The 16,909-nt window shown below is 60.4% G+C and carries 17 protein-coding genes and 1 tRNA gene; 17 read left to right on the top strand and 1 reads right to left on the bottom strand.

All coding sequences use genetic code 11. The features are described from left to right. Window positions 1-11: 11 nt before the first annotated feature. The 5 genes from QEH57_RS14050 (at window position 12) to QEH57_RS14030 (ending at window position 4,683) form a co-directional block, all read left to right on the top strand. Window positions 12-542 carry a Pycsar system effector family protein gene (locus QEH57_RS14050; protein ID WP_309007382.1) on the top strand — a complete coding sequence of 177 codons (531 nt, stop codon included), beginning with the start codon at window positions 12-14 and terminating at the stop codon, window positions 540-542. Window positions 543-573: 31 nt separating this feature from the next. Then, window positions 574-2,100, top strand: coding sequence for an FMN-binding glutamate synthase family protein (locus tag QEH57_RS14045; protein ID WP_309007381.1), 1,527 nt, complete (start codon window positions 574-576; stop codon window positions 2,098-2,100). Between the two features lie 6 nt (window positions 2,101-2,106). After that, entirely contained in the window at window positions 2,107-2,532 is a 426-nt protein-coding gene (locus QEH57_RS14040; protein WP_309007380.1) for a DoxX family protein, read from the top strand. Between the two features lie 108 nt (window positions 2,533-2,640). Next, window positions 2,641-3,783, top strand: a complete 1,143-nt coding sequence (locus QEH57_RS14035; protein WP_309007379.1) for a hypothetical protein — start codon at window positions 2,641-2,643, stop codon at window positions 3,781-3,783. Between the two features lie 102 nt (window positions 3,784-3,885). Next, window positions 3,886-4,683 (top strand): hypothetical protein, encoded by a 798-nt coding sequence (locus QEH57_RS14030; RefSeq protein WP_309007378.1) that lies wholly within the window; start codon window positions 3,886-3,888, stop codon window positions 4,681-4,683. 102 nt (window positions 4,684-4,785) lie between these two features. Here the strand turns inward: QEH57_RS14030 and QEH57_RS14025 are convergent. Continuing rightward, a tRNA-Gln gene (locus tag QEH57_RS14025) sits at window positions 4,786-4,859 on the bottom strand. 151 nt (window positions 4,860-5,010) lie between these two features. On the opposite strand from QEH57_RS14025, the gene pyrH reads away from it, so the two are divergent. The 12 genes from pyrH (at window position 5,011) to QEH57_RS13965 (ending at window position 16,900) form a co-directional block, all read left to right on the top strand. Beyond that, window positions 5,011-5,751, top strand: a complete 741-nt coding sequence (gene pyrH / locus QEH57_RS14020) for a UMP kinase (protein WP_309007377.1) — start codon at window positions 5,011-5,013, stop codon at window positions 5,749-5,751. Between the two features lie 18 nt (window positions 5,752-5,769). Beyond that, the gene (gene frr, locus QEH57_RS14015) at window positions 5,770-6,330 is read left to right on the top strand and encodes a ribosome recycling factor (protein ID WP_309007376.1); all 561 of its coding nucleotides are present in this window, start codon (window positions 5,770-5,772) and stop codon (window positions 6,328-6,330) included. Window positions 6,331-6,438: 108 nt separating this feature from the next. Next, window positions 6,439-7,524, top strand: a complete 1,086-nt coding sequence (gene proB, locus QEH57_RS14010; RefSeq protein WP_309007375.1) for a glutamate 5-kinase — start codon at window positions 6,439-6,441, stop codon at window positions 7,522-7,524. A 111-nt stretch (window positions 7,525-7,635) separates the two neighbouring features. Next, on the top strand, window positions 7,636-9,633 hold the full coding sequence (locus QEH57_RS14005; protein ID WP_309007374.1) for an ATP-dependent helicase: 1,998 nt from the start codon (window positions 7,636-7,638) through the stop codon (window positions 9,631-9,633). A gap of 68 nt (window positions 9,634-9,701) precedes the next feature. Next, the gene (locus QEH57_RS14000; RefSeq protein ID WP_309007373.1) at window positions 9,702-10,151 is read left to right on the top strand and encodes a hypothetical protein; all 450 of its coding nucleotides are present in this window, start codon (window positions 9,702-9,704) and stop codon (window positions 10,149-10,151) included. A 35-nt stretch (window positions 10,152-10,186) separates the two neighbouring features. After that, the gene (locus QEH57_RS13995) at window positions 10,187-11,059 is read left to right on the top strand and encodes a DNA glycosylase (protein WP_309007372.1); all 873 of its coding nucleotides are present in this window, start codon (window positions 10,187-10,189) and stop codon (window positions 11,057-11,059) included. After that, window positions 11,056-11,856: a penicillin-binding transpeptidase domain-containing protein gene (locus tag QEH57_RS13990; RefSeq protein ID WP_309007371.1), complete on the top strand. Its 801-nt coding sequence runs from the start codon at window positions 11,056-11,058 to the stop codon at window positions 11,854-11,856. The genes QEH57_RS13995 and QEH57_RS13990 overlap by 4 nt, the downstream gene beginning before the upstream one ends. A gap of 2 nt (window positions 11,857-11,858) precedes the next feature. Then, window positions 11,859-13,568: an ABC-ATPase domain-containing protein gene (locus QEH57_RS13985; protein ID WP_309007370.1), complete on the top strand. Its 1,710-nt coding sequence runs from the start codon at window positions 11,859-11,861 to the stop codon at window positions 13,566-13,568. A gap of 9 nt (window positions 13,569-13,577) precedes the next feature. Continuing rightward, the gene (locus QEH57_RS13980; protein WP_309007369.1) at window positions 13,578-14,318 is read left to right on the top strand and encodes a glycosyltransferase; all 741 of its coding nucleotides are present in this window, start codon (window positions 13,578-13,580) and stop codon (window positions 14,316-14,318) included. Window positions 14,319-14,494: 176 nt separating this feature from the next. Further along, window positions 14,495-15,496: a hypothetical protein gene (locus QEH57_RS13975; protein WP_343224782.1), complete on the top strand. Its 1,002-nt coding sequence runs from the start codon at window positions 14,495-14,497 to the stop codon at window positions 15,494-15,496. A gap of 7 nt (window positions 15,497-15,503) precedes the next feature. Then, a complete protein-coding gene (locus QEH57_RS13970) occupies window positions 15,504-16,376 on the top strand; it encodes an amidohydrolase family protein (protein WP_309007367.1) in 873 nt (290 codons plus the stop codon). After that, entirely contained in the window at window positions 16,373-16,900 is a 528-nt protein-coding gene (locus QEH57_RS13965; RefSeq protein ID WP_309007366.1) for a gamma carbonic anhydrase family protein, read from the top strand. Before QEH57_RS13970 ends, QEH57_RS13965 begins: the two co-directional genes overlap by 4 nt. Window positions 16,901-16,909 lie beyond the last annotated feature (9 nt).

Raw genomic sequence — 16,909 nt, 5'->3', positions numbered from 1 at the left:
ACAGGCCTCCCATGAACCAAGCCGATCCTTCACAACCCAAGTTCCAATCCATCGCCCGCGCCTCGATCCTCGCCAGCATCGAGAACAAGCACACCCAATACGTAGCCATGGCCGACCGCCGCGCCCAAGGCCTGCTCACCATGGCCGCCGTGCTCGCGCCCGTCGCCATCTCGCGGATCAACGCCCCGGGATTCTTCCCCTCCGTGGCCGTCTTCCTCGCAGGAGCCGTCGTCACCATCATGGCCGCCACCCTCTGCCTTTTCCCCAAACGCTTCCGGCGTATCCAAAACAGCGATCGCTTCCCGCTGCACTTCTCCTACATCAGCCGCCAAAACCGCGACGAATACCTCGCCCAGATGAGCGAAATCATCGACGACACCACCCTGCTCTCCAAGGAAGTCGCCAAAGACCTCTACCACCTCAGCCACGACGTCCTCATCCCCAAATTTCGCTGGCTGAGAATTGCCTACGCCTCATTTGTCGGTAGCCTTTGCCTATCCCTCATCCTCCTCGTTTTCAACATCCTCAGAACCGCTAGCTAAGCTCCGAGCCGTCTCCTTCCTCCGTCGCCCCATGTCCACCAAGCTCGCCATCAATCTGCACAAGCTCGCCCGCTTCACCAACACCGCCATCCCCATCTTCACCCTCCTCTTCTTCATCGCGGGCTGGCAGATTTCCTTCTACTTCCATTTCATAACGGTCCCCATGCTGGGACTCACCCTCGTCAACTGCTACTACCTCTTCGCCCAGCGCAACCACTCACTGCTGCGCAATTTCGGCATCCTCGGCCAAGGACGCTATATCCTGGAAAGCCTCGGCCCCGAGCTCCGCCAGTACCTCTACTCCGGCGACACCGAAGAACGCCCCTTCAACCGCACCGAACGGGCCGAAGTCTACCGCAAAGCCAACAACATCGACTCCGCCTCCTCCTTCGGATCCCAAAACGACTTCGACGCGACCGAGATCAAGCTGCGCCACTCCCTCTTCCCCATATCCAAAGAACGCCTCCTGCCCTACCAGCTCACCTTTGGCGAAGAGCGTGGTATCCAAAATACCTATACGCTCACTGTCCCCTTCATCATCAGCGGCATGAGCTACGGAGCTCTCGGCAAGCAAGCCGTACGCTCCCTCGCCCGCGGCATCGCCCAAACCGGCGGCCTCATGAATACCGGAGAAGGCGGCTACCCCAAGTACCACCTCATGGAAAATTGCGACCTCGCCTTCCAGATCGGCACCGCCAAGTTCGGCGTGCGCCACGAGGACGGCACCCTCGACGAGCAACGTCTCGCCGCCCTCGCCGCCAAGGAGCAAATCAAGCTCATCGAGCTCAAGCTCAGCCAAGGCGCCAAACCGGGAAAAGGCGGCATGCTCCCCAAGGAAAAGATTACCGCCGAAATCTCCGAACTCCGCGGCGTTCCCATGGGACGGGACGTCGTCTCCCCTACCCACCACCCCGAGTGCGAAGACTACCCCAGCGCCGTCGCCTTCATCCGACGTATCCAAGAAGTCTCCCAAATCCCAGTCGGCATCAAGCTCTGCGTCGGCGACCCACGTCAATTCGCCGAGCTGATCGCCGAAATGAAACGCCAAGACAGCTTCCCCGACTGGATCACCATCGACGGAGCCGAAGGAGGCACCGGCGCCGCCCCCAAAGCCTTCATCGACCGCGTTGGCATGCCGCTTTTTCCCGCTCTCAAACTCGCCCAAGACATCCTCGTCTCGGCCGGCGTCCGGCAACGCCTCAAACTCGTCGCCTCCGGCAAGCTCATCAACCCCGGCAGCCAGATCATCGCCTTCTGCCTCGGAGCCGACGCCATCGCCACCGCCCGCGGATTCATGCTCTCCATCGGCTGCATCCAAGCCATGCAATGCGGCAGCAACACCTGCCCCGTCGGCATCACCTCCCACAATCCCCGCCTCGAAAGGGGAATAGATATCGCCGACAAAGCTCTCAGAGTCGCCAACTACATCCACAGCCTCGAACACGACCTCGACGAGCTGCTCTGCGCCACCGGCGTCCGCTGCGTGCGCGAGCTCAGCTTCGAGCACCTCTACGTCCCCCTCGAATCCGCCCTCTACCCCTTCACCCACCGCAACTAATCCTCCATGACCTCGCCAAAGCTCAAAATCGTATCTTGGTTCACCCAGATCGCCGCCGCCGCCATCATGGGCCAAACGCTGTATTTCAAGTTCACCGCCCACCCCGACTCCGTGCAGCTCTTCACCGAGCTAGGCATGGAACCGCACGGACGGCTCATCATCGCCGCCCTCGAACTCATCGCCTGCATCCTCCTCCTCATCCCCTCCAGCATCGTTTACGGCGCCTTGCTCGGCTCCTGCCTCATGGCCGGAGCCATCATCGGCCACATCACCGAACTCGGCTGGGAAGGCCCCCGCCTCGAACTCGGGATCCTCGCCATCGTCGTGCTCTCCTGCTGCATCACGACCCTGCTCGTCCGCCACCGCGAACTCCCCCTCCTCAAAGCCATCCAAACCGACAAGCCCACCCAGCGCGGCCCCCGCAACCACTAGCCAGTCGGCCAACGCGAAAGGCGAGCGTAGAAAGCTCGTAAAAGAGCCCCGCCCCCCTTGCCGCCAGCCGGCAAGCACGCTTATGTGCGTTCATCCAACCTCTTGACGATGAGCCACTCTCTCATGTTCACCCAAGCCTTGCTTGCGTTGATCGGACTCTACGGCGGAGCCTGGCTTCTATTTAGAAGCAAAAACCAGGAACTCCCGCGCCGCGTCCTCCTCGCCAGCCTCACAAACTTCGCCGTCGCAGCCTACCTCCTCTGCGACATCGGCCTGCTGCAGGCAGCCGACACAGCCCTGCTCGTAAAATTCGAGAAAGCCTCAACCGGACTCGCCATCATCGCCCTCGGCCTCGTCCCCTGGATTTTGCAGCCCAAAAAGGACCCCGCCTCCCAACTCCCCGCTACCGCCCACTCCGCCCTCGCCGTCCTGCTGGGGATAGCCAACGCCCTGGCCCCCGTTTCCCTCCGCTTCGAGTCCCTCCTCAAATCCTCCACCAGCCCCCAGCTCATCCAGTCCACCCCCTCGCTCTGGAACGTCCCCTTCCTCATGCTCGCCTTTCTCGCTTCGGGATTCCTGCTCCGCCACGCCGTCCAAACCCGCCACGCAGGCTCCCCCCGACTCGCCCTGCTCTTCGCAGCCACCTCCCTCGCAATCGCAGTCTTCCCCCTGCTCGAATCCCAGCAAGGCCGCGACTCCTCCCCCGCCCAAAACCTCGTCTGGTTCGCGCTCGCCTTGCTGGCAACGGCCGCCAGCGCTAGCCAGTTCCAAACCGAAACAGGACAACAGACTCGCCAGCCCAACCCCAAATCTCCAAAGGAAGCAACGGAAGACGCCGCTCCCCCGGTCCAAGAGCGAGCTCTACTGCTCGACTTGGAGAGCCACGACGAAACCCTCGCCGCCAAGCTTCTCGCCAGCCAAGGCTACACGGTGACGGCCCATGACGATCCCTCCCAAATTCCTCCGGCTTACTTCCAACCAGCCCATTCCCACCATTCGGTACTCTTCCGACGCACAAGCGAAGACCACCTTCCCCCCGCTATCGAGCAGCTCGCCCAACAGGCAGACCAAAACGTCTCCCTCATCGCTCTCAGCGAATTCCCCAAGTCGCCGCGCATCCTCCGCGAAATACGAGACGGGAAATACCATCGCTGCCTGAAAACTCCTCTCGTGGCCAAGGAACTTTTACAAGCCGCCACGAGTCATACCTTAAACGATTTCCCTTGGACTCAGCCACATCATACCCATTAATCGTTGATTGTTAGTAGACTAATACCTACGAACTTTAGCTCATTCTGAAAAAAACCGCAAAAAAGTTGAATGCTTCCAGGAAAAGCGCGTCTACCGACCACGATGCCTGAAAACAGAGGTAAATACACTCTAGAAGAGCTCATGAGAGCCAAACGCAAGGAGCAGCCGGAACCCGAGTTCTGGGTACGCTTCGATCGCGAATTCAAGCAGAAGCAAAAGCTTCTTATCCAACGCCAGCTCGTCAACGAGACCGGCCTCAAGTCCCTTTTCGCCACGCGCTTCTATAAAGTAGGAGCCTTCACTGCCACCTGCGGGATCGCCGCCGTCGCAGTCTACCTCGGTTTCCAGGCGCCCGTCAGCGAGCCTACCGTCGCCCAAAACGGCGAACAAGCCAAAGCCGTGGCTCCAAGCTTCGCCGTCGCTACTAACGAGCAACCTGCGGCCAAGACCGCCACCAGCGTCGGACTGCAAGAGTTCGCCACGCTCGCCCAGCCCAGCGCTCCGCGCGTCGTAATCCAGTCATCGGCAGTTGTCGCCCAAACGCCCTCTCCCACGAAAATCACCGTACTCAAGACGCTCGCATCGCTCGAAGACACCATCCGAGCCAAACGGACCAGCAATCCGGCCCCCACGCCTCAATACCAATTCGTGAGCTCCAACGGACTGTTCGAAACCGAACTCTCCGAGCTCGAAGAAGAGACGACGGACGGCGTTTGGGATTTCGAGGACGCCTACCTGCTCGGCAAGTACGCGGATCCGCTTACCGGTACGCTAAATACCAATCGCTCGCTTTCCATCGACGAAATCCAGCACGTCAGCTTCTCGCAACTCGACGACGCCCTATCCAGCCAAGGCAGCCGCAGAAGCCGCTCCATCGACGCGCTCACCGTCAAGTTCTAGCGACGACCGAAAACACCTTTCACAAAAAAGCCGCAGCTAATTCAGCTGCGGCTTTTTTATTAAGGTTAACCAACTACCACTTGAAATTGATCAGATCTCAAATGGCAGCCCGACAGGGATTCGAACCCCGACTGACTGGACCAAAACCAGCTGTGCTACCGTTACACCATCAGGCTAACCTTTGAAGGAGCGATAAGTTGGTAAGAACCTCCCCGTTCGTCAAGCGCCTAAATCGCGATATTTTCAGAACGCCCTTTCGCGCCAAATGACGCATATCCGAAGCCTAGCATTGACGAGTCCAACCCACTTTGGCTTAACGAGTTTTTAATGTCATCAGCGTCAAACTCGGCCGAAAAACCTAAATACAAACGCGTCGTCCTCAAACTAAGTGGTGAGGTCCTGCGCTGTTCCGAGACGGGAGATCCCATCGCCTGGAACACGCTTCGCAAAATCTGCCAGCAGATTAAGGATATCCGAGAGCTCGGCGTCCAAGTCTGTATCGTAATCGGAGGTGGAAACATCTTCCGAGGGCTTTCCGGCTCGACCGACCAAGGCGTCGATCGCACGACAGGCGACTACATGGGAATGCTCTCCACCGTCATCAACGGCCTCGCCTTCATGGAATGCCTCGAGAAGATGGGAGTCCAGACCCGCGTCCAGACCTCCATCCCCATGAACCAGGTAGCGGAGCCCTTCATCCTGCGCCGCGCCATCCGCCACCTCGAGAAAGGCCGCGTCGTCATTTTCGTAGCCGGAACCGGCAACCCCTACTTCTCCACCGATACCACCGCCGCCCTACGGGCCAGCGAAATCGAGGCGGAAGTCATCATGAAGGCCACTAAGGTCGACGGGATCTACGACAAGGACCCCATGAAGCACGACGACGCCGTGCGCTACGACACCCTCTCCTACATCGACGCCCTTCAACAGCGCCTCAACATCCTCGACTCCACCGCCTTCTCGCTCTGCATGGACAACGAGGTGCCCATCCTCGTTTTCAGCCTCAACGACTCCGACTCCATCCGTCGAGCCATCATCGGCGAAAACGTCGGAACCCTAGTCTCCTAACTTTCACCCCTCCCTCACATGGACGAAGAAACAGTATTCCTCACAATGGACGAAAAGGCCGACAAGGCCGTCGAGCACACCGCGCACGAGTTCGCCGCCGTCAATACCGGCAAAGCGAACCCAGGCATGGTCGAAGGCATCATCGTCGAAGCCTATGGCAGCCAAATGGCCCTCAAGGAAATGGCGGCCATCACCACGCCCGACGCCCGCACCATCGCCGTGCAGCCTTGGGACAAGTCCACCCTCAAAGCCATCGAGAAGGCCATCCTCGCCTCCAACATCGGCATCACGCCTTCGATCATGGGCGACGTCATTCGCCTCCCGCTCCCCGAGCTCACCGGAGAGCGACGCCAGGAGCTCGTCAAGCTCGTCAGCAAGCAGGCCGAAGACGGACGCGTCGCCGTCCGCAACGCCCGCCGCGACGCCATGGACGCCCTCAAGAAGCTGCAAAAAGCGGGCGACATCACCGAAGACGACCTCAAGACCGACGAAAAGGAAATCCAGACCACTACCGACAACGCGATCAAGAAGATCAACGATCTCCTCGCCGCCAAGGAAAAGGAACTCACTAAGGTATAAGGCGGCTGCGGCGCCTCAGACCGAAGGCTGAAGCAATTTAGGCTGTAGGTGGCAACACCGCAGCCTTTTTCATTCTCCCCTTCCGCCTAAACACCTCATCGCTTCTACATGAAACGCGTCGTCATAAAGCTAGGCACTGGCATCCTCACGCACGGTATCGGAAAAGTTGATACCGCGCGCGTAAACTCGATCTGCAGCCAAGTCGCAGAGCTACGAAAGCGCGGCATTGAGACGCTCATCGTCAGTTCCGGCGCCGTCGGGATGGGCATGGGAGCCCTCAACCTACAGGAACGCCCCAAGACCCTCGCCAAGCAGCAAGCCTGCGCCGCCATCGGCCAAAGCCGCCTCATCCAATGCTGGCAAGACGGCCTCCAGCCCCACGGACTCATAGCTGGCCAAATCCTCCTCACCCACGAAGGCCTGCGTATCCGCAACCGCTACGTCAACGCCAAGGCCACCATCGAGCAACTCCTCGCCTACGGCGTCGTACCCGTCATCAACGAAAACGATTCCGTATCCAACTTCGAAATACGATTCGGCAACAACGACCTGCTCGGCGCCATGGTCGCCAGCCTCAGCGACGCCGACCAATACCAAATCCTCTCCACCGCCCCCGGGCTCATCGACATGGACGGAGACGGACAAATCATCCCCGTCGTCGACAAGATCACCCCGCAAATCGAGTCGCTCGCCAAAGGCACCAACTCCCCCACCGCCGTCGGAGGCATGGTCTCCAAGCTCGAAGCCGCCAAGCTCTCCACCGAATCCGGCTGCGAAACCTTCATCGCCGACGGATCCGCCGACAACATCATCGTCCGAATCGTCGACGGCGAAACTGTCGGCACCCGCTTTAAAGCCTCCCCCCAGCCCATGGGATCCAAGAAACGCTGGCTCGCCTACTTCCAACGCGCCAGCGGCTCCATCTCCGTCGACGACGGCGCCAGCGACGCCATCATCCGCCGCGGCCGCAGCCTGCTCGCCGCCGGCGTCACCGGATGCGAGGGACACTTCAAGCCAGGCGACGTCATCGATATCCTAAACTCCAAAGGCGACGCCATTGCCCGCGGGGAGATCTCCTTCTCCAGCGCCGAAATCGCCAACATCGCCAACAAGCACGTCGAAGAGCTCAACGCCCTCTACCCCGACCGCACCCGCCTCGAAGTCGTGCACCGCGACGCCCTCGTCCTCCTCTAAGGGGCGAAGGAGCGCTCGGCCCAGCCGCATTCCCGGGAACCCAGCCCCCTAGGCTCGGAACCCGAAATTCGCCCTTCACACTTACCGATTCTCCATTCTTACTCCCCACGAATGGACTTCGACCTCAGCCCGACGCCAAACCCTTTCGAAATTCCCGAGATAGACTTCCGGGCCGAGCTCAACGACGAGCAGTACGCCGCCGTCACCGCTAACCCTGGCCCGCTCCTCATCCTCGCCGGAGCCGGTTCCGGCAAGACTCGCACCCTCACCTACCGCGTCGCCTACCTGCTCAGCAAAGGCGTCCGCCCCGGCGAAATCCTCCTCCTCACCTTCACCAACAAAGCCGCCAAGGAAATGCTCGACCGCGTGGAAGAGCTCACCGCAGTGGAAGGCCGACGCTTCTGGGGCGGCACCTTCCACAGCATCGGGCACCGCCTCCTTCGCATGCACGGCGAAGCCATCGGCATCCCCAAAAACTTCACCATTCTCGACTCCGGCGAAGCCGAAACCGTGCTCAAGCACGCCGTCGAATCCGTCGAGTCCGCCTTCTTCAAAAACAAGACCCACCCCAAGCCCGGCCCGCTCTCCTCCATCATCAGCATGGCCCGCAACACCTGCGAATCCATCGAGCGCACCGTCATCGACTTCTTTCCCCAGCACCACGAATTTATCGAACGCATCGAAGGCTTCGCCGAAGCCTACGCCAACAAGAAGAAGGAGCAAAACGTGGTCGACTACGACGACTTGCTCGTCTTCTGGCTCAAGCTCCTCAACGAAGCCCCCGAAGTCGCCGAGTACTACCAAAAGCGCTTCCAGCACTGCCTCGTCGACGAGTACCAAGACACCAACGTCCTGCAGGCCGCCATCATCGACAAGATGGCCCCCCACCACCGCATCATGGCCGTTGGCGACGACGCCCAATGCATCTATTCCTGGAGAGGCGCCAACTTCGACAACATTCTCACCTTCCCCGACCGCCATCCCGGCACCGAAATCCTTCGCATCGAAACCAACTACCGCAGTACGCCCGAGATCCTAAAGATGGCCAACGCCATCATCTCCAACCGCACCACCGCCGGCTTCGACAAGGAACTCCGCGCTCACAAGCCCTCCAGCCAGCGCCCCTACGTCGTGCAAGCCATGGATACCCGCGAACAGGCCCAGTTCGTCATCACCCGCATCCGCGGCCTCATCGACGAAGGCCAGGACCCCCGCGAAATCGCCGTCCTCTACCGCTCCCACTTCGTCGCCCTCGACATGCAAATGGAGCTCTCCCGCGCCGGCGTCCCCTACCAGATCACCAGCGGCGTACGCTTCTTCGAGCAAGCCCACATCAAGGACCTCGTCGCTCACCTGCGCCTCGTCTACAACCCGGCCGACGTTACCGCCTTCCTCCGCCTCTTCCTACTGCTCCCCAAAGTCGGAGAAAAGACCGCCCAAAAGCTCTACGACCACACCCTTGCCGTCGCCAAGAAGCACGAGCTCGATTTCATCGACGCCCTACGCCACGAGACTACCATCAAAAAAGCCCCCGCCGCCGCTCGGCCCGACTGGGAGGCCGTCGCCCTCACCCTGCGCGACATGAAGCAAATCGCCGACACCGGCACCCCGGACGAAGTCGTGCAAATCGCCATCGACGGCTGGTACTCCTCCTACCTCCAAGGCGCCTACGCCAACTACTCCAACCGACTCGAAGACCTCAACTCCCTCGTCGGCTTCGCCGCACGATTCGAGGAAATGCAGGAACTAATCGCCCAAATAACGCTCCTAAACTCCGAGACCTCCGGCCGCATGGAAGAGTCAGACCAAGCCATACGCCTCACCACCGTCCACCAAGCCAAAGGTCTCGAGTTCAACGTCGTCTTCGTCATCGGCGCCGCAGACGGATTCTTTCCCACCCGCCGCTCCATCGACGTCGGCGACACCGAGGAGGAACGCCGCCTCTTCTACGTCGCCGTCACCCGAGCCCGCGACGAGCTCTACGTTCTGTATCCAAAGATGAATACCAAAGGCGGCCCCAGCATGTTCCTAAATCCCAGCCGATTCCTCCAAGAAATCTCCACCGACCTATTCGAGCCCATCCGCATCCGCCGCAACTACGGCTGGTAGCCCCCTGTAGAGCGCGGGCTTTACTGCCCGTCCCTCTCCCCGCCGACCTTACAAACAACCTTTTCCCAATGAAACAACTCTTCGCTCTCCTAACCCTGCTCGCGCTCGCTGCCACCACCCACGCCGAGCTCGCCGTCATCTCCACTGAGCACCGCGACGCCGACTCCTTCAAGCGCGTTTCCGAATACCTAACCGGCAAGCACAGCGACGGTCGCTACGCCGTCTTTCGCAGCGACGAGTCCAGCCGCGACGGCTTCTACATCTCGCTGCTCGCAGACGACCGCTCCACCCTCTCGCGCGTCGCGCAAGTCCGCGTCCAGTTCGTGCGCAAAGGCACCCAGGAAATCGACTCCTTCGCCCTTTCCACCAACGACCTGAAAAAGAAACGCATCCTCGTCGGCTTCACCGGCGCCGAATGGGCAAGCGAAAGCCAGCACCCCGTCGCCTGGAAGATCGAACTGCTCGACGCCTCCGGCGCCCCGCTAGAGTCCGCCCAAAGCTTCCTCTGGTCCGAGTAAACCCCGTCGCGCGGAACGTTAGCCCGCGTCCACACATGCTCAATTGGTCCTCTTGGAAACCGCTTCCCCTCACCACGCCCTTCACCGAGCAAACCCTCGCTGAAACCCTGAACGGCGGCCAAGCCTTCCGCTGGAACTTCCTCCCCGCCGAATCTTGCTGGCAAGGGATTTGGGGCCAACACGCCGCACGTATCCGATTCTACGATACGACCACCTTACACGTTTCGACCCCTCGCGGAAACAAATCCACCCCCGCAGCGCTCGCCACCTACCTCCGCGCCGACTTCGATTGGGAGGCAGCCGTCGACTCCCTCCCCTGGCGGAGCGATCCCCACCTTCACAAAGCCCTGCTCGCCTACCCCGGCCTCCGCATCCTGAAGCAACCCTTTCCCGAAGCCGTCCTCTGCTTCCTCTGCTCTGCCACCAAGCAGATTCCCCAAATAAAAGTCATGTGCGAACGCATGGCAAAAAGCCTCGGAAACGAAATCATCCCCGGTATCCACGCTCTCCCTACATGGGAACAGCTCGCCGCCGCCAGCGAAGCTGAGCTCCGCGCCCTGGGTCTCGGCTTCCGCGCCAAAAACATAAAAAAGACCGCCGACCTGCTCGCCTCCTCTCCCCAGCTGCTCGCCCAAATCGAAGCAGCTCCCTACCCCGAGGCCAAAGCCCAGCTCGTCACCCTCCCCGGCGTCGGCGAAAAGATAGCCGACTGCGCCCTGCTCTTCGGAGCCGCCAAGCTCGAAGCCTTCCCCGTGGACACTTGGATCATCAAGGTCCTCGAAAAACGCTACGCCCTCTCAGGATGGACTCCACCGCAGCTCTCCCAGTTCGGACGCGTCCACTACGGCCCCCTCGCCGGCTTCGCCCAACAATTCATCTTCTCCTACGAACGAAAAAATCCCGCATGAAGCACCTCCTTGCCTGCCTCGGCTTCCTGGCTTTCGTCAACCTCCATGCCGCGACCGAGCCGATAGCCAAGCGCCCCGACGCTCAAGCCCTCCTCGACGAAAGCGGCTACCGCGGCACCCTGCTTATCTACGACCTCGCCCAAGACACCTACTTCGCCAGCCATCCCGATATCGCGGACGAACGCTTCATCCCCGCATCTACCTTCAAGATCCTAAGCACCCAAGTCGCCCTGCAGACCGGCGTCGTCCCTCACGCCGATACGCGACTCAAGTGGGACGGCATCGAACGGGGTCGCCGCGAGACCAACCGCGACCTCGATTTCCGCGACGCCTTCCGCATCTCTTCCGTCCCCCACTACCAAGCCATCGTCAAAGAGATCGGAGCCGAACGCATGCAGGCCGCCCTCGATTCCATCCCCTACGGCAACCAAGATATCTCAGGTGGCATCACCCAATTCTGGCTCACCGGAGCCCTCCGCATATCGCCTCGCGAACAAATCGAATTCCTGCGCAAACTCTACCAAAACGAACTCCCGTTCAGCTCCCATGCCATGGAATCCGTCAAATCCATGATGCGCAGCCCCAGCGAAGGCGACACCACCTATCACGCCAAAACCGGCTGGGCCGTTCTTCCTGAAAACCGCAACATCGGTTGGTGGGGTGGCTGGGCTGAAAAGGAAGGACGTATCCTCTTTTTCGCGACAGTACTCGACTCCTCCTCACCAGGCGAAGACTTTGGCTCCGCCCGAATTGAACTCACCAAAGCGGCCCTCCAGAAAATCTTTCCCGAACAGTGACCATGCAGCACAAAACCGATCTTTCCCGCACTCTCGAACGCATCGACGGACGCCCGTATCCAGCCTACAAAGACATCCGCGGACGCTACGACTTCGAGTTCTTCGACCTCAGCATCGATAAGGTCCAAGGCGATCCCTTCGCCTCTCCCTCGCGCCTCTCCATAATCATCTCCCACCAAGAGTCCGAACTTCCCACAGACCTCTTCAGCAACCCCTCTCGCCGAACCGGCACCGAGAACTACCTCGCTCTCGCCTTCTCAAGAGCCTGCCGCCAAGCCTCCTCCCACAGCGGCTCCGGCAAGTCCGGACTCATCTCCATCGACACCCCTGGCCAAGAAATGCTGGCCCGCAGCTGCGTCGAGATCGGCCCTTCGGAAACCGTCGTCCGCTTCTCCGTGGGACTCCCCGCCAACGGGCGTCGCATCCGCGGCCGCTCCGCCAAGGAGCTCCTCATCAAGCAGCTCCCCGACATCGTGGAAGACGCTCTCTGCTACGACCACCTCGACGCCCAAGCCGTCGCCGCCTTCGCCGACACCGCCGAAGATGCGGACACCCTGCGCTCCCTCCTAGCGGAGAGAAAGCTGGTCGCCTTCGTAGCGGACGGAGCGATCCTGCCCCGAGCCTCCGGCATCGACGAACGTCCCATGCCGAACGCAGTTCCTTTCCAGTCTCCTGAATCGTTTCGGCAAACCTTCGAGCTCCCTCACGCCGGGAACGTATCCGGAATGGCTATACCGGAAGGCGTAACCCTCATCGTCGGCGGCGGCTACCACGGCAAGTCCACCCTTCTCTCAGCCCTCGAACGCGGCGTCTACAACCACCGGCCCCAAGACGGCCGAGAGCGCGTCGTCGCCCGCGCCGACACCACTAAAGTCCGGGCCGAAGACGGTCGCTCCGTTGCCTCCGTCGACCTCACGCCCTTCATCGGCCAACTCCCCGGCGGCAAGGACTCCTCCAATTTCTCAACCGAAAACGCATCCGGCTCCTCCTCCCAAGCTGCCTCCATCATCGAAGCCCTAGAGACAGGCGCCAAAACCCTCCTGCTCGACGAGGACATCTCCGCGACCAACCTCCTCATCCGCGACGCTCGCATGCAGCAGCTGATCGCCAAAGAGAAAGAGCCCATCACCCCCTTCGTCCAACGCGTCCGCTCCCTCTACGAAGACTGCGGCGTATCCACCGTGATCGTACTCGGCGGGTCGGGCGATTACTTCGAGCCCGCCGACCATGTCATCGCTCTCGACAACTACATCCCCCACGACCTGACCCAAGAAGCCAAAGCCCTCTGCGACGGAAGCATCATCCAACAAAAACTGGATCCTTCGACCATCGCCACCAGCCCCGAGGCTTCCAAACGAAAGGCAGATCCCGTATCCATCGATCCATACACTTCCAGCAGAGGCCGCCCCGGTCGCAGCCGCGTCAAGACGCGCGACGCCCGCTCCATCACCTTTGGCGAAGACGAGATCGACCTCTCCCTCATCCCGCAAATCGTAGACTCCTCCCAGGCCAAAGCCATCGGCTCTGCCTTGCTCTACGCCTCCGAGCAGCGGCTATTCGAAGAACACCTGCTCCCCGTCGCTCTACAGCGCACCTTGGAACTCGCCAACACCCAACGCCTCTCCGCCCTCGGGCCCGGAGATCTCGCCCAAATCCGCCTCCAAGAACTCGCCGCTGCTCTCAACCGCCTCCGCTCCCTGCGTATTCACTAGCATCCCGCGATGCCTCGACACTGCCTCGTCCTCCTCACCGACACGCTCTACCTCCCGGGTACCTTGCGGACCATCGCTTCCTGGCAACAGCGAAATCCGCCCTTTCCCGTCATCGCCCTGAGCCGCGACACGCTCGCCCTGCAAGACCCGCAACTCAAGGCCCTCGCGAAAGAACGCATCCTAATCGACACCGATTCCTACGCAGACATCTCCCCTTACAAGAAAAGCCGCTCCAAGCGGCACGCGGAAACCTTCTACAAGTTCGAAGCCTTTCGCGACTTCGGTTACGAGCGAAACATCTTCCTCGATAGCGACATCCTTTGCTTGCGAAACGCTCCCGCCCTCTATCCCACTTCTCGGCCGTCTCTCCTAGCCGCCCGCGACACCGGCTTCAGGAAAACCCGCGGCTACAAAGGCCATCCCAACGAGATCAACAGCGGCGTCCTCTCCATTCATCGCATCCTCCAAGGCAGCGCCACCATCGAGCAACTCAAAGAGATAGCCCGCTCCAATCCGGGCCGCAGCGGCTACAACTCCGGGGACCAAGGGATCATCAATAAATGGATACACGCCCACGGCATCGATCTCGGCCTCCTCCCCGCCGAATACAACTTGATCAAGAAAGACTACTCCGACGCCAGCGGACTCGAAACCTGCCGCCTGCTTCACTACTGCGACCGCAAGCCCTGGTTCCCTTCCACGGACGAACCCAGCCCCCTCGAGCGGCTCTGGCATCAGGCGACTCCGTGATCCAGAAATAAGGGCGGATCTCGGCTTTGCCCTTGTGACATCTCAGCCTCGGACTATCCTTCGAAAAGAACCTCAACCAGAACACTGTGTCAGCAAGCGAAGACCCGAAAGATTTCCTAGAACCTCCCAATGCCAAAGGACGGCGACGGGTCACTAAAACCATCCGCAAACCGTCGATCCCCATTAGCGATTCTCTTCGCTACTATTTGACCGACTTCAATCGCGAACACAGCCTGCCCATCCGCTACAACCAGCTCGAGCGCTTCCAAATGGGAGCCCCGCTCTACGACTCGAAAGGCGAAGACACCCTCTGGGAAACATTGATCTACGAGCCCTTCATCATGAAGAAGCTCAACGAAGGCCTCAAACGCGTCTACGCCATCCTCAAGGCCGGCGGCGACGAATCCGTAATGGAGCACCTCTATGTCGACCGCATCGACTACTGCGTCTTCGGAAACTCAAAACCTTTCCGCGTCCGCATCGTCAATTCGCGCAACGACAACCAAGACTACTTCTACGTCAAAAAAGCCGACGCCTCCCGCGTCTACGGACTCGAGCTGGAACACCTCCTTTCCCCAAACCGCATGTTCTTCCTCTCCGACGGCGACACCCTTGTCGAAGAGCACGTGGTCGGCCTCCCGGGCGACATCTTCATCGACGACTGGATGGAAAGCCCTCGCCTCAAAGCGATCCGTATCGCGAAGGAGCTTATCAAGTTCAACGAACGCTGCTTCGTCCGCCTGCTCGGAGACATGCGCCCCTACAACTTCGTAGTCGGCATCACCCCCGATTTCGAGGAAACGCAAATCCGTATCCGCTCCATGGATTTCGACCAGCAAACCTACGACGGACGCAAAAACTTCTACCTACCGCAGTTCTTCAAGGAAAACAACCCGCTCGTCGAGTTCTGTACCAGCCATATCGATACAAAAACCGCTCGCCAATACCAACGCGAAGAGCACGCCCTCATCTCCCGGCGCATGGACGCCATCAGCCAGCGCCTGAGAGCCCTGCTCGACAGCATGTCCCAAGATACCTTGGCGCCCTTCGAAAACGTCCGACAGCTGCGCGAAGAGCTCGCCGCCCACTACAAGTGCGACGATTTCCTTGCCTGCGGGTCCATGGGCTCGCTCGTCCGCCAAAGTCTCGACCTCATGCGCGAGAGAGCCAAGCGCTAGCACCCAGATGGCCATCGACAGCCATATCCACCTCTACCCGCCTAGCGTCTACCTGGATCCCTCCAGCTGGGCTAAGCCACGGGGAGAGGCCTATTGGCTCAGTTGCGTTCAACCGCCTCGCGGCAGATCCCTCCAAACCTGGAAAACCGTAGACGAACTGCTGAGCGACATGGATGAAGCAGGCATCGAAAAAGCCATCCTGCTCGCTTGGTATTGGGAAAACCACGACACTTGCCTAGAGAACCTATCCTGGCAGCTCGATTGGCAGCAGCGACACCCGGACCGCCTCGCCTGCTTCGCTCCTTTCAACGCGAAGGGAGAAACAGCTGCCATCGAGCTATTGCGACGGGCCTTCGATGCCGGCTTCAAAGGGTTCGGGGAACTCAATCCCCCTGCCCAAGGCTATCGCTACGACGACCCCACCCTCGCCCATGCCCTCGAGCTCGCGGCTGAATACGGAGTCGCCGCCAATTTTCACGTGACCGACCCCACCACCCACGACTACCCGGGAAAAATAGATACCCCCTACCGCGAACTTCTAGCGCTAGCTCGAGCCCACCCACGCGTACAGTTCGTCTTCGCCCATCTCGGCGGCTGCGAACCATTGCGCAGCGAAGAGCAAATTCCCGACAACATCGCCTTCGATACCGCCGCCTGTCCCCTCCTCTACAAGCCCCCCGTGTATCGAGAATTTTGCGACAAGGTGGGTAGCCAGAAAGTCCTCTTCGGCACCGACTACCCACTGCGCGTTTTCCCTCGCGACAAACGCGCCCCCGACTTCGCCACGCCCCTCGCAGAGCTTCACAACAGCGAACTCAGCGCCCGCGAGCAAACCGCCATCACCGCAGACAACGCCAAACGCATCTTCGCACTTACATGACCCTCGAAGAACAATTCGAAACCTTCCTCGCAAAGGACCCGCAAGTCCCCGCCAGCGCTTACGTCGCCAAGGAAGCCACCGTCATCGGCGACGTGCGGCTAGGCGAGAACGCCAGCGTCTGGCCCGCCTGCGTCCTGCGCGGAGATATCAACTACATCCAAGTCGGCGATCGCTCAAACGTGCAAGACGGCACCATCGTCCACCTCGCCGACGACTTTCCCGTCGAGATCGGCAAGGACGTCACCATCGGCCACGGCGCCATCATCCACGCCTGCACGATAGAGGACGAATGCCTCATCGGCATGGGCGCCACCGTGCTAGACGGCTCCGTGATCGGGCACAACTCCATCGTCGGCGCCGGTTCGCTCGTCACGCCCCGCACCATCATCCCACCCGGCAGCATGGTCATGGGCGCCCCCGCCAAAGTGAAGCGAGCCCTCACCGAAGACGAACAAGCCAAAATAAAAAGCTGGGCCGCCAAATACGTGAAAGTGTCGGCCGCCCACAAAGCCCGCTACCCGTAGCAAGCTTCG

The sequence above is a fragment of the Pelagicoccus sp. SDUM812005 genome, assembly GCF_031127875.1.
Lineage (GTDB): Bacteria > Verrucomicrobiota > Verrucomicrobiia > Opitutales > Opitutaceae > Pelagicoccus.
This window is presented reverse-complemented; position numbering and strand designations above follow the sequence as displayed.